Consider the following 14,160-nt stretch of genomic DNA (forward strand, 5'->3'; position numbering starts at 1 on the left):
GGCCGGTATCTCCCCGGGCAGGAGATACCGGTTCTGAACCGGTACTTCACCAAGTCGGGTAGCCGGATTTGAACCGACGGTTCCGTTATCGGCCGTCACGGTCCCTAGCTTGTGACTGGTCGTCAAATTTTGGCACTGAGCTGCCCAAACAGCGCCACGCAGTGATCAACACTTGTCGTCGATGGTCGACTCTTGGCAGGGGGTTTTCGGGATAACGGGGGGCATGATCCACTGTCTGGTGCCGGTGTCGTCAGGGCGCATGACGGCACAGGTCGGCGGCTTGCGCCAGGCGGAGGCCCGGGAGCTTCAGGTCACTGCCAGCCGCCGAGGCGACATCGAGCAGGCGCTTGCCTGTCGGGGAGTTCGCCGGCCGAGCGGTGCGGCAGGCAACACCTGTGATTAATCAGGTCGCCGGTGAGAGTGACCAGTCCTGGAGTTCGAGGCCACAGAGGTCGCAGGAGGAGTCGGCGTGGATTTCCGGCGGCCAAACGTGTGCGCAGGTGGCCGGGTCATGGCGGAGTTGTATCTGGAGCCAGCCGACGGACAGGGGTCGTACGCGTGCGATCCCGGCTGGTGAAGGTGTCAGCGGTGCGCTCTGCCTGTGTTGGTGTTTGGTGACGTGGTCGAGGGTTACGGTTGGGGCTTCGATGTGCTCGCCGGTGTCGCGTGGCCGCGCGGGCTCGGCGCGGACTTCGCTCTCCTGGCGGTAGTTGCAGGAGCGGCTGAGCGGCCGGGGAGCGACGCGGTTGTCTGCGGGAACGGCCGGACGAGTGTGGGTGGTCGTGCTGTCGGCTGCGTCGTGGACGCTGGCGATGTAGGTGGCCTTGTCGTCGTTGGTGACCCAGAACCAGTGTCCGGAGCCGCGGCTGGTCGGTATGTGGACCGGGACGTATTGCTGCCCGGCGGCGTTGACGATCAGGTCGTCGAGGCGCAGTTCTCGTGGAGTCCAGCTGGCGTGCCACCGGTTGCACCGGCCTCGTTTCCTGTCTGGGCAGACGACGGGGCGGTCCTGGCACCGTTCCATTCGCAGCGCCCGGATGCCACCACGGACGGGCAGTTCGGCGCCGTTGGCGATGTCGTGCCAGGGCATCCGGTCGATGCGGGCCCACGGTACCTGGTCGATGAGCTGCGCCTTGCGGTCGTTCGTCGTCCACAGCGGAGTGATGCCGTCCTGGCGGGCGATTGCTGAGCGTTTCCGGACTGCCGCGGCGGTGGCGTAGGAGATCTGCGCTTCGCAGCCGAGCAGGAATCCGTCGCTGCCGTGGACGAGAACGTCGGTGCGGCGTTTGCCGTGTTCGGCGCGGGCTTCCAGTTCGGCGGTGAAGCCGCCGTCTTCTGCGGCGGCGGCGATGCGGTCCTTGAGGGCCTTGTGGGTGTTGCTCTCGGAGCTCGTGTGTTCCCGGATCGAGGTGTTGTGGTGGACGGCGACGCGACGGTTGCCGGCGCGGGTCTGCAGGTACATCCATTCGGGGCAGTCGGGGTCGTTCTCCCTGCACTGGAGGCATTGCAACCGGCCGGGGCCGATCTTCGCCTTCCGCAGTTCTTCCCATAGGTGGGGTAGATCGGGATGGCCGAGATCCGGTAGGGTGAGGTTGAGTTCGATGCCGCGGTCGACGTAGTAGACGCTGTGAGCCACAAATCTCCCGTGTCTTTGTAGCGACAGGATGACGCACGCGGAGAGGTCAACCGCAGTGACCGCAATCTTTATTCCCGTGCTTGCATGCTCCCTCCATGATGCGGACCTAGGGACAATTCGGTCATTCAGCTCCAGGGTCCTCCGGCCAGCGCGTACAGCAAACAACGAGCCGTCGGCGCCAGCCCGACCTGGGCGGTTCTCGGCATCTTCCGAACGTCCCGGACATCAGTCCGGGACGTTCGTTATCTCTTGATCGCCGCTCTCACCAGCAGGTGGCCGCCGAAGCGCTGGACGAGCTCGTCGTCCTGCCCCGCTCCTGCGCCGCACCAGACACTTTCGGCCCACCTGTAGACCGTCGCAGTACCGCGGGCCCACGCTAGGAGACCTTGGTCGTCGGATAGCCGCACAAGGAGTGCCACGACGCCTTTCACGGCCCCAGTGGCCCACTGCGGTGGCAACTGATGTAGCGGGCGGCGACGATCATCGCGGCCACGGCGACGTCCGCCCCGTCTCGGCGTCAACGCGCAGATCAGTCACCGTGCTGGTTCCCAATCCGCATACGAGACGCGCAACCGGAGCGGCGACAGACCACGGCCGTTCCCTGATCTCCCGGCATAGGGCATCAATGCTGGACTGCTCCCACTCGGTGTGGGCAGTGGCGAGCACGATCTGATCTGCACGTAGCTGCTCAGCAAGTAGCGCCCGCTTCGCGACAACGCGCCGAAGTTCCTTGGCTACGCCAAGCGATCCTGGTCGTTTCGCCTCTGCCGTGACCAGCTGCCCGTCGCTGAGCGCAATGAGGTCGGCCTCGGCAACCGGGCCAGTGTCGGCGTTCCTTAGCTCCACTTCGGCGATGTCGACATAGCTGCGGCTGTTGACACGCAGGTGATGGGACAGCAGTAGCGGTATCTCGCCGTCCTGACTGAGGTGTTCGCGGACCGTCGGGTGCAGGTCGTAATACCAGTGCGGTTCGGTCTCTGGTTGCCGCCATCGCGCTTGGGACAGATTGTTGAGCGTCGCGCATCGAGGGCAACGATTGACCTGGGCGAGGTCGTCGACTGTGATGAACGCTGGACGGCCGCACTGGACGCAGCCCAAGACGAGGCCCCTGCGGAGAATGCCGCGTTCCAGCATTTCGTCCACCCGGGTACGGAACTCGGTTGCCGAGTCTCCACCCGCGTTGCCGTGGGCAAGGATGCCGGCGAAGGTCAGGTAGCCCTCCCAGAGATGATCGCCGGCTCCGGTGGGCAGGACGACCCCGTCCGTGTTATCGAACTTCAGGGCGGATTTCTTGCTCGATGGTCGAAACGCACGGAGCATCGGCAGCATCGATCCGGCGAAGTGCGCCGCCAGGGCAGCACGGTCGCCCCACAGTTGCCGCATGACCTCCACCCGTCGCCCAGCGGCCGAGAAGACCATGCGCTTGCCGTCCTGTGTGGCCATCAGGTCCGTCCACGTCGCCAAGCCGGGAGCGCGAAGCCGTGGCCGTGCGAGGCGTGACGCTGGTGGCGTGCCAGCGGCGATGAAGTTGAAGCGTTCAGACTCGTAGACCACGCTGTCTCGTCCGCTTCGGATCCACGTGAGGTAGGGGTCCTGTCCGTCTGCAAGCAGGACGTGCCCGTCGAGGCCGCGACCGCGAGGCGTGCTCCCCTCGATCAGCTCGACATCGACCTGCCAGTGCAATCCTGCGCTTGCGGCAAGGTCAGGGTGATTGATGACCGGAGATGGGCAGGGGACAACCATCTCGAGATCGTCAGCGTCGTTCCGCGTGATTGGAATGGCGTAGTCCTGATCGAACTGGCCATCAACCGCGAGGTATTGAACACCGTCCACAGGCCAGTCAACGACACCGCGTGTGACCTGCTCTTGAAAGCGTTGAGATTGTCGCTCCTGGTCTCCCTCGACCCAGAACGTAGGTTGCCGGAGGTCAGCCAGGATCGAATCGACGGCGGGGTCGTCGAGTGACGTCGTCGTAATGGTGACTGTGTCACCACGGGAGACGTGTCGGGAGATCACCCGACGGACAGAACTCGCTACTTGTTCGTCCGTTACGTCGCTCGGCTTCCACCACGTCGTGGGCAGCCAAATCGCGCGGCCGTAGAGGCGCTGGTATGCGTAGGCGAGGGCGAAGTCGTCCGCCGTCTCGCCAACGGACACCACGACGCGCCGCCGGCGCGAGAGCCCCCGGCCAATCGACGTGAGGCCGTGGCGGGTTCGGTCAAAGGCCGTACCGACAGCGGCAGGATCGACATTGAGCGCCGAATAAGGGCGCCAGACAATCTCGGACGGCGGCGCGCCGAGCCCTCCGTCGGCGTCGACTAGCCAAGAAACCAGCCGACGAAAATCCTTTTCATCGAGGCCGTGATCCCCGCCGAGACGTGGCTCTTCCACGACACCACACCGAGCGGCGACCGCCACACCCAGCGGGCCTCCCCAATCCTGCGGAGCACTCAAGCATGTACCTGCGGTGACATTCGGAATGTCGACGGCCTTCGTCAGTCTCAGCGCATCACCGTCAACGGCCAGCACCGTCACATCTTCGTCCCAGCCCGCCGTTCCCTCGTTGTGGCGACGGCGGTGAGGCGAACAGACACTGGTGACCCGGTCCCGCGCCTGGACGTCTGCCGCGAACCTGATCGGGTCATCGCCTTGCGCCTTGATGACCTGATCACGGTCTGCACCCTCCAGGTGCGATCCATCAGGCTTCGTTAGCTTGAGGGAGCCCGGTGCCGCCAGTTCTACAGTCCGCAGCGTCCGCTGCAGGGTGACCACATAGTCGGGGTCGTACACGCGCACCGCAGCGAGCAACTCTGACCGGACCCGGCCTTCGCTGTGCGGGACGAGGATGAACCCTTCCCCACCCCAGACCTTCGTGCAGGCGTGCAAGGCCAACCTTGCCCAGAAATGCCAGTTCTTGCCGCCGTCGAACACAACCGCGACCCTGGGAGGCCGTACCCCCACTCGGAGCGTCGCGTACCCCGGACTACTGACCAATGATTCCCCCGGCGTGGTCATAGGACAACCCGGGCTACAAGTTACCGTCAGCGGCTGACGCCAGCCCGTGCAGGCATCGCCCGGTACCTTGTCGAGACGCCGCGGACCCGCGTCCCTCAACGAGCGTGGGCGGGTTGCGGCAACGGCCGAAGCTCAACAAACGGCAACCCGGCCGCCGACAACTTCGTTTGAATCTCATACACGGATCAACGACGTCGGCGATACCTCCGGACAACAGCGTGCCCGCTCATCCGCGGTGACCAGGTGGACCACCGGTCCGCCCGCACCGTCATGCTCGACCGCGACGACAGCCAGGCCCTCCAGGCCCAACAGCTGGGTCGCATCGTTGACCATGCCCGTGGCTCCCTGTGATTTCCCTGCGTCAGCAACAGAGATGATCACCGATGAGTCGCGTGCCCCCACCACCGGGGCGTATGTCACCAGCCGGACAACGACTCACACGCGAATCCCGTTCAACTTCGAAGAGCCCCTTTGCTGCTCACTGTCGGTCACGAGGGTTGAGGGTAGGCCGACGGGTGCGCTCCAACTAGATTCAGGGATACCAGCACGTGGCGGGCCGTCGTGGCCTGCGGCGGGCTCGGCTGGTGGGCTCTAGGAAATCCTGCATCGCACGCAGCACCGAGGTGGGGAGCATGACCGCGACGAGCGTTGCCGCGGTGTAGTGGTCGAGGCCGGCCTGCGGCATAGATACGGCGTTACGCGAGTGTGTCGTCTGGAACCGGTTCGCCGAGTGCCTCGCCGATTGCTGCGAACTCCTGTAGCGCGGCTTGCAGGTCGTCAACGATCTCGCGGGCGATCACTCCCGGGGGCAACAGGCTGTCGGCATCATCGAGCGCTGGGTCTTTGAGCCAGGTGATGTCGAGATTCACCTTGTCTCGTTTGAGTAGCTCGTCGAGGGTGAAGGGGCGGAACCGGTCTGTCTCGACGCGTTCGGTACGGGGCCTTCCTGGCAGGTAGGCGCTGACGAAATCGTCAAGGTGCGCCCGGCGTAGGGGCTTGGTTTTGAGGGTGAAGTGCTGGCTGACCCGGAAGTCGTACACCCACAGTGCCGACGTCCACGGCTGCCCGTCGGTCCGCGGTGGCTTCTTGTCGAAGAACAGCACGTTGGCCTTCACGCCGCCCGCGTAGAAGATTCCGGTCGGCAGGCGGAGCAGGGTGTGGACGTCGAACTCCTTGAGCAGCCTGCGGCGGATCGCCTCCCCGGCGCCGCCCTCGAACAGCACGTTGTCGGGCAGTACCACGGCCGCACGGCCGTCGACCTTCAGCGCCGACATGATGTGCTGGACGAAGTTGAGCTGCTTGTTGGTGGTGGTGGAGCGGAAGTCGGTGCGATCGTACGAGATGTCCTCCTTGTCTAGGCGCCCGTCGGTGCCGTAGACGGTGATCGAGGACTTCTTGCCGAAGGGCGGGTTGGCCAGGATGAGCGACACCCGCTCGTTGCCGGTTGGTTGTTTCGCCAAGGCGTCGCGGACATCGATGAGGGATGGGCCGTCGCTGGCGCCGACGCCGTGTAGGAGCATGTTCATCGCGGCCAGGCGAGCCGTTCCAGCCACCAGTTCGACCCCGCGGATGGCGCCGCTGGATAGGCGCTCGCGCTGGGCTTTGGTCATGCGGTTGTGGTACTCACGGGCGATGTAGGCGTGGGCGGCAATGAGGAACCCGCCGGTGCCGCAGGCCGGATCGAGGATTGTCTCGTCCGGAGTGGGCTGGGTGACCTCCACCATGGCGTCGATCAGGGCGCGTGGGGTGAAGTACTGGCCGGCGCCGGTCTTGATGTCCTCGGCGCCCTTGGCGAGCAATCCTTCATAGGCGTCGCCCTTGATGTCGACGCCGGCAGCCGCCCATTCCTGCTTGCCGATCAGATCGACGGCCAGTTTCTGGAGCTTCGCAGGGTCGGCGATCTTGTTCTGGGCCTTCGCGAAGATCGTGCCGAGGTTGGTGTGCGGGTGCTTGGCCAACTCGATCAGGACATGTCGATAGTGCCGTTCCAACTCCTCGCCCTGCTTAGCGATTAGCGACGGCCAGTCCAGATTCTCTGGCACGATCCGTTTCGGCGCGTCGCTCAGATCGTTTCGGTACTGCTCGTCCGCGATTTTCAGGAACAGCAGGTAGGACAGCTGCTCCACGTAGTCGATCGTTGAAAGGCCGTCGTCGCGCAAGACTGTGCAGTAGTTCCACAGCTTCGCGACAAGGGAATTCGTCTCGGCCCGGGCAGTGGCGGCACTCGTGTCAACGCTCACAGCGGCAACTCCTCCTGAATTCCACTCGGTGCACCGCGAGCTAGTTTCGGCACTACCGCGGCCGATCTGGCATGTGGCACGCGAGGGCTCGTGAGACCACCCACTAGTGCGCCTTTGGCTCTAGTCAGTAGCTCCGACGCCGGTTCGTCCTCGGGGTTCTGAGGAACGAGCTTGCCCGAGAAGGCGTATGTCAGCAGTGCACGTCGGAGAGCGGCCGCCTTGCGATGCGCAGCTCTGCTCAGATCCGCGGCGTTGTCGAGTATGGATAACTGCTCCTCGATCTCCTGCGCCATCGCAGCCTGTTCGGCCTTGGGTGGAATCGGAACGGGGAACATCTTGATCTTACGAAGGCTAATCGAGGCCAGGTTGACGCTCTGCTTGCCGTTCGCCTCGAACCATCTACGGCCGAACCCATTCGCATGCCATGCGAGCAATCTGGGGTCAAGCATCTGGTCCTTGATTCGTGCGCGGAAGACGTGGTTCTGATGGATCATCTCCGGGATCTGATCTTCCCAGATCCATCCTCGCCCGAGCTTGTCGCGGTCTCCACCCTCATTCAACAGGACATCGCCAAACTGGAGGAAAAGATGTGCTGCTTTCGCCTTCGGGACGCGGATGTGCGCGATAGTAGTTAGGTCGATGTGTCCCCGCTGCACGTTGGCGACGCGCAGGTATGGAACATCGACGTAGTCGTCGCCTGCTTGCCTCTTTGCATCCTTTGTGACCCCGCCGACAACATCGGCCACTTCGCCAAGTCGCATCCAGCGCCACGACGATGGGATAAACGGAAGCTCGCCGTCGTCAACACCCGCAGGCGACGGGAAATGTGCCGCCTCGGATGGACGTGTCACGGCGATCCGATTCGTCGGCACCATCACGGCCTCTCGCAGGCGGTCAAGTCGCCGAAGTGTGACACCCAGACTCTTCTCTGCGGCATCCAAGCGTGAAAGGTGATCTTCGAGGGCATCGACAATGCGCTTCTGCTCGACCGTTGGCGGAAGTAGTACTTCGATTTCGGCGAGTGCGCTCTGCGAAATGTTGCGCATCGACTGCTGGGCACCGGTAGATCCGGCCGAGATCTGTCGGCGGGCAGTCGGGGAGGCAAGGGCATAGACGAGCCAGTGTGGATCAATTCCATCTACAGGCTTCAACCGAAGGCTTTTATCCGACAAGAGCAGGCGCGGCCGGCACTTGCCGACGAGAACCGGGGCGCCCACGTACGCCTCAGTGTTAGCGCGGCTGACAAGGATGTCGCCGGGCTGAATCTCGAACCTAGGGTCTGGCTCACGATGCGCAGGAAGTGCCTTGTTTTCCTTCTCGTTGAAGGTTCCCCACGTCATCGCGCTGACCTTGACTACGCCCCACTCGTCGGGTTCGGCGGGACGCGGCTCGCATGTAAACGACTTTCCGGCTTCAATACCGAGCAGAATGTCGCCTAGCCGGACGCGAGCCCAACCTTTAGGGAGTTCCTCGGTCAAGCTAGTTCTCGATCCAGTTCGGTGATGAGGGTTCGGGCCTGGTCTCGCCCGCCGAAGTGTCTGACGAGTCCGGCCTGGCCGCCGCGCTCGGTGAAGGGTATGTCATTGATGTCCTCGACGGTAACGCCGACCCCGATGGCGATGGTGTCGCGGATGTGTTCGAGCCACCACCGCTGTTCGATCGTGAAGTGGACCCCGGCCTGCTCCTGGCGCAACAGCCAGCCGGCGAAGCGTTCTTCGACGACGCTGCGATACGGCCGCAGGTCGGTGTCGAGACCGAGCTCGTAGCGGATGAGGCTGACGAGGTCTGGCAGGCCGGCGTCGCCGTCCGGGGTGGTCGCGGCCTTGTCGAGGGTTTCGTAGGCGTCCCAGAGGACGGCTGGGGTCCAGGTGTACGGGGGGCGGCGGATACGGGCGGCGATCTCGCCGAGTTTGGCCAAGGCGTCGCGCCCGCCGCCGCGGGTGTTGGTCAGGACGTGGATCGCGGTGATCTCGTCACGGTGCGCGTCGAGGTAGGCGTGCCAGGAGCCGATGACGGAGGCGGCGCGTTCCTCGCGCGGAACGAGTTCGAGCCGGGTGATCTGATCGGTGCTGGTGGCGTCGTAGGTGATGTCATGGTCGCGGCGGATCTCCAGGATCCGGACGCGGAAGTCGGGATTGCTCGTCAGGGGCGTGATGGCTTGGGCGACGAGCTGCCGGGCTGCGGCGTCGCCGCCGGTGAGCTGTGCCTGCTCTTGGGCGTCGGGATCGATCGCGGCAACGATATTCCGGGCCAGCGCAGCGATGCTGAGCCCGCCGACGGTGGCGAGTTCCTGCCGCTCCGCGGGGGTGATCTGCTGGTTGAGTCGCGACAGCCGTCCGGCGAGGGTGGCGGCTTCGGTGGCGTCGATGGACAGGCTTGCGCACTTCTGCAACAGCTTATCCAGGCTGACCTGTTTCTCGCTGGCCATGGTGAGCGGTTTGGCGTCCACGAGCGGGGAGTCGGTGACGCCAGCGGCGTCGAGCAAGATGAAGCGGGTCTTGGCGATGTCCGGGCCAGCGCCCGGGGTGACCTCGCGCAGCTCGTCGTTGTCGAGCGTGCGGGCGGCGCGGCCCTTCATCTGCTCGAACAGCACAGCGCTGCGTACGGCACGCATGAAGATCACGCATTCGAGGGCGCGGACGTCGGTGCCGGTGGCGATCATGTCGACGGTGACCGCGACCCGCAGCTCGGGGTCGTGCCGGAGGTCGTTGATGAGGCTGTCCGGGTTCTTCCCAGCGGCCCGGACCTTGTATGTGATCTTCGTGGCGAAGGCGTCGCCCTTGCCGAAGACGAGCTTGACGTGCTGCAGGATCTCCTCGGCGTGGTTGTCGTCCGCCGCGAAGATCAGCGTCTTGGGCAGCACATCCCGGTCGGGGAACCACGACCGCCAGTTGTCCCGGTAGGTGGCCAGCACGGTGCGGATGTGGTCCTCGGCGATAACGGACCGGCCGAGCTGCCGCCCGGTGTAGGTGAAGTCGTCGTCGAGCTGCTCGTACCGCTGAGCACGGGTCGCCCGATTGCGGATCTTGACGGTGGTGCCCTCATCGATCAAGGAGCCCTCGGTGCCGATCTGCGTCGACAGGCGGACGATGTCGAAGTCGACGTTCACCCCGTCAGCGACGGCCAGCTCGTAGGTGTACTCCGAGACCAGGTTCTGGTGGAAGAACCCGAGCGTCTGCTTGGTCGGGGTCGCGGTGAGCCCGACGATGTGCGCATCGAAATAGTCCAGCACGCCACGCCACAACCCATAGATCGACCGGTGGCATTCGTCGACCACGATCAGGTCAAACGACTCTGGCGGCACACGCGGGTTGTAGACCACCTCGACCGGTGCATCCGCCGCGTAGGTGTCGTCACCGGCGTTCACGTCGGCGTCGTCACCAGCGTCATCGGCCGCGTCGTCGTTGACGACCGTCTCGCCCCGCAGCAAGGCGTACATCTTTTGGATCGTGCAGATCACGACGCTGGACGACTCTTGCACGGTGTCACCGGCAAGCCGCTCAACGTTGTACAGTTCGGCGAACTTGCGCCCATCATCCGGCGGAACATAGTTGCGGAACTCCGCAAGCGCCTGACGGCCGAGGTTGTTACGGTCGACCAGGAACAGCACCCGCTGCGCCTTCACGTGTTTGAGCAGCCGGTACACCTCTGTCACGGCAGTGAAGGTCTTCCCGGCACCTGTCGCCATCTGGATCAGACCTCGCGGCAGATCCTGTGCCAGCGACGCTTCCAGGCCGGTAATCGCCTCGATCTGCGCCGGTCGCAGTCCGCTCGTTTCCAACGCTGGCAGTGCACGCAACCGCGCCCGGAAGGTTGGCGTCTCAGGGTGCTCCTGGGCCTGACGCATCCACCGGGAAATCGTCTCCGGCCGGTGGAACGAGAACACCTCCCGGCTACGCGCCTGCGGATCGAGACGGTTGAGGAACACCGTCTCCGTACCGGTCGTGGCATACCGGAACGCCAACGGTTCGTCCTGCCGCCACACTGCGAGCGAATGCTCCTTGAGCACACCCTTGGCATATCGGGCGTTCTGCGCCTGCGCAGCCGTCAGCGACTCGCCCTCTCGCTTCGCCTCGACGACCCCCACGATCACGCCGTCGACGTAGAGCACGTAATCCGCAGGCCCGGATGCCAGCCGGAACTCCCGCACCGCAACCCCGCGCCCAGCCAGCGGATTCAGATCCCGCATATCCTGCACAGCCCAGCCCGCGTCGGTGAGCATCCGGTCAATGACCCGACGGGCCTGCGCCTCGGTCAACGGCGCTGGCCGCGTTGCCCGCTCAACGATCGTCTCCCGCTGCGCCGCCGAGACCCGGGCAGGATGCTCCTTCACCGCAGCGAACGCAGCCTGCTGCGCCGCCCCCAATGCATCCAACTCCGCCAGCAACGCCGCGTTCCGCGACCGCAACTCCTCATGCAGGGCACGGGACACCGCGATCATGGACTCCGCCTCGACCAACGCCCGTTCATGCGCCTGCGCCATGTCCACGGCCTCACCAAGCCGAAGCTTCGACTCCGCAAGCGCCTGCCGGTCACGCTCCAGAAGCCTGCGCAACTCAGCTAGCTCGGCCGGATCGGCAACCGCCAGCTCAGCCGGGGGAACGAAGCCCTCCACCGCGCGGTCGCCCGACAACGCCCGGTGCAGCCACACCCCCAACTCCCACGCCAGCCGAATAGCCTCCAGCGCGCGAGCAGTGTCGAACATGTGCCGGTGCGCCGCCTGATTCCCCGACATACGCAGCGTGTCAAACGCCGCCCGCACCTCCCGGGTCAACATCCCCGCATTCGCCAGCACCGCCAGCCGGTCCACCTGACGGTCCCCATGCACCCGCAACCCCGAGCGGGTAATCAGTTCTTCGGCGAGAACCTCACCAAACTGCCGCATATGCACCAACGCAGCATTGGCATCGGTGAACGCCACCGACTCCGCCTGCGCTCCATACAGCGCCAGCAACGGACTGTACACAAACAAACGACCAAAGTTCGACGAAGACCGGGCAAGCTCAGCCAACCGCCTGTCCATACCGCCCCCTCGCACCAGACGCCCACGAGATACTACGCGACCCACCAAACACAGAACCGTGAAGCCACGTCCCGCGCGACTTCACGGACGATCGATCCACCCCACCCACGAGCACCGCAGTGTCGCGACGCCGACGAGCCATTATGGCGTTGCAGCCTGACCTCCACGACGTGACTGGTCACGTCGAAATGATCCGCTGGAATCACGCCGCCTCGCGTCAAGCCGGTCGCGGAACGCCGGGCTCACTACGTCGACGCGGTGCGGCGATCATTGATCGATGTCGGCTCCTGACGCAGTGCGGTGAGCAGTTCGGATACGCCGCTGTTGCGGATGGAGTGACCGTTGCGGCGCAGCCGCCGGGCGAGGGCGTCACGACTGACAGGGTGGCCTTCGCGGGCCAGTTCGTTCCGGGCTCGTTGCGGCGATACCGGCAATGGCCGAGGTGGCGGAGATGCGGACCAGGCCGCGGGCGCGGTGGCCCACGGGGACGCGGGTGACGAGCTCGGCCATGATCAACAACGCGAGGGGCTCACAGAGGACGCCGATTGGGTGAAGCCGGACGGTTCTGTGGCCACGCTGGGTGGTTGGCCTGGGCGATCGGTCGGCGGCAGGGGGTGAGGTCGCCGAGGTGGCGCCAGGTACTTGTGCTGCGGTCGTACAGGGCGGGAGTCCCGCATTGTCCGTCACATTCTGGTGCGTCGAGCGACAGCAGCAGTTTATGCGTGGTGGCGAATGTCTGGAAAGCAGTCGACGCTGCGCTGTCGAGCAACGGTTCGCGTTGAACGTTTCCCGAGTTGGCTCTCCGCCGGCGGCCGGAGCCGACGGCTTGAAGCCGGTTGCGGCACGCGATCAGGACGGCGTGCACCTGCGCGACCAGGCGGTTCATCGGGCGCCGGCTGCTGTTGGCGCTGCCTGGTCGGTGGTGATGGTGATCTGTTCGGCGGTAATGGCGGCACCGTGCGCAGCGCAGTGGTGCGCGAGCGCGGTGGCGGTGAGGGCTGTGGTGGTCCATGCCTGGACGTGGGCGCGGCGTAGTCCCTGTTGGTCGGGGACGATGTAGACGGCGGTGGAGGTCAGGTCGGGGTGGTCGGTGAGGGCTTGGCGGAGGGCGGTGACCCTGGTCCGGACGCCGTACGGGTCGAGGTAGTGGTTGGCTGGTTCCAGGCGGGTGAGGGTGAGGTTGCCGGCGGGGGTGAGGGTGCCGATGTCGCCGATGGTCCGCCAGGCGGTGGGTGGGGGGCAGGGCTGGTCGGCGCGGTGGGCGGTGGCGTCGCTGCTGCTGGCGCCTTCGATGAGGCCGGGCATGCCGGGCGGGGTGGGTCGGCCGGTGGGGTCGACGACGCGGAGCCGGGTGCCGGGTAGCGGGGCGAGGACGGTGAAGGGTTGGCTGGTGGTGTGGGCGCCGTCGTAGGTGGGGGCGTGGTACCAGACGGTGACGGTGGTGTCGGTGCCGGTGGTGAGGGCGGCGAGGTGGTCGACGTTGATGGCGGGCACCGTGGCAGGGACCACGACGCGTCGGAGTGTGCGGGTGGCCACGGTGAGCCAGCCGGCCATGGTGTCCTGGTGTTGCAGGAGGGCAAGCACCATGCCGGGGGCGAGGATGGCCCAGTCGGCGCCGGTCTCGACGGCGGTGGCCAGCCAGTCGTCGGTGGTGAAATCGGGGCGCAGCACGATGGTGCCGCCGGTGCACAGCTGCCGGATGGCGATGTCGAAGATGGCCGCGCGGTGCAGTGGGGCGGCGATGAGGGCGATACCGCCGGGGGTGAGGCCGATGGCGTCGGCGATGCGGGGGACGGTGGGTGGTTCACCGCCAGCGAGGTAGACGTATCGGCTGCCCTGTTCGGCGTGCAGGTGCGCACGCCACGGCCGGCAGTGGTGGGTGTGGCGGGTGGCGCGTTGCACGGCGGTGGCGACGAGCTTTGGTCTGGTGGTGTTGGGGATGGGCAGTGGGATGCCGCCGCCGAGCCAGACGCCGAGTGTCGCGGCGAGGGTGGCGCTGGCCGGTCGTACGGCGATGGGCACGATGGCGCCGGCCGCGGGCTGGTGGTAGGCGAAGTATTCGTATGCCTGCTGCCACAGCTCGCCGTACGTGGTGGCGCCGACGGCGTCGATGACGGCGATCCGGTGGGGTTGGCTGGTCGCGTGGTCGCGGAACCGGGCAACGATGTTCCGGATCGTGGTCGAGGTGCTCGCGGCGGCGTCCGCCGTAGTGATCATGGTCGGCTCCGGAGGGGGTAGCGGTTGGA

The 14,160-nt window shown here is 65.6% G+C and carries 7 protein-coding genes; all 7 read right to left on the reverse strand.

Features of this window, described 5'->3' with window-relative positions; genetic code table 11:
• Positions 1-403: 403 nt before the first annotated feature.
• The 7 genes from ABT369_RS03370 to ABT369_RS03405 all read right to left on the reverse strand — a co-directional run bounded on the left by ABT369_RS03370 (position 404) and on the right by ABT369_RS03405 (position 14,131).
• Positions 404-1,636, reverse strand: a complete 1,233-nt coding sequence (locus tag ABT369_RS03370) for a competence protein CoiA family protein (protein WP_350610069.1) — start codon at positions 1,634-1,636, stop codon at positions 404-406.
• A 480-nt stretch (positions 1,637-2,116) separates the two neighbouring features.
• The gene (locus ABT369_RS03375; RefSeq protein WP_350610070.1) at positions 2,117-4,567 is read right to left on the reverse strand and encodes a hypothetical protein; all 2,451 of its coding nucleotides are present in this window, start codon (positions 4,565-4,567) and stop codon (positions 2,117-2,119) included.
• Positions 4,568-4,825: 258 nt separating this feature from the next.
• Positions 4,826-4,984 (reverse strand): hypothetical protein, encoded by a 159-nt coding sequence (locus ABT369_RS03380; protein WP_350610071.1) that lies wholly within the window; start codon positions 4,982-4,984, stop codon positions 4,826-4,828.
• 362 nt (positions 4,985-5,346) lie between these two features.
• Positions 5,347-6,891 carry a class I SAM-dependent DNA methyltransferase gene (locus ABT369_RS03385; protein ID WP_350610072.1) on the reverse strand — a complete coding sequence of 515 codons (1,545 nt, stop codon included), beginning with the start codon at positions 6,889-6,891 and terminating at the stop codon, positions 5,347-5,349.
• Positions 6,888-8,369 (reverse strand): restriction endonuclease subunit S, encoded by a 1,482-nt coding sequence (locus tag ABT369_RS03390; protein WP_350610073.1) that lies wholly within the window; start codon positions 8,367-8,369, stop codon positions 6,888-6,890. Before ABT369_RS03390 ends, ABT369_RS03385 begins: the two co-directional genes overlap by 4 nt.
• Positions 8,366-11,902 (reverse strand): DEAD/DEAH box helicase family protein, encoded by a 3,537-nt coding sequence (locus ABT369_RS03395; RefSeq protein ID WP_350610074.1) that lies wholly within the window; start codon positions 11,900-11,902, stop codon positions 8,366-8,368. The genes ABT369_RS03390 and ABT369_RS03395 overlap by 4 nt, the downstream gene beginning before the upstream one ends.
• An 894-nt stretch (positions 11,903-12,796) precedes the next feature.
• Positions 12,797-14,131, reverse strand: a complete 1,335-nt coding sequence (locus ABT369_RS03405; protein WP_350610075.1) for a class I adenylate-forming enzyme family protein — start codon at positions 14,129-14,131, stop codon at positions 12,797-12,799.
• Between the last annotated feature and the right edge of the window lie 29 nt (positions 14,132-14,160).

This window comes from Dactylosporangium sp. NPDC000244 (assembly GCF_040300725.1).
Taxonomy (GTDB): Bacteria; Actinomycetota; Actinomycetes; order Mycobacteriales; family Micromonosporaceae; genus Dactylosporangium.

Excerpts from the sequence above, each read along its gene's own strand:
- ABT369_RS03380 (WP_350610071.1), bottom strand. The coding sequence starts at position 4,984 with ATGGTCAACGATGCGACCCAGCTGTTGGGCCTGGAGGGCCTGGCTGTC.
- ABT369_RS03405 (WP_350610075.1), bottom strand. The coding sequence starts at position 14,131 with ATGATCACTACGGCGGACGCCGCCGCGAGCACCTCGACCACGATCCGG.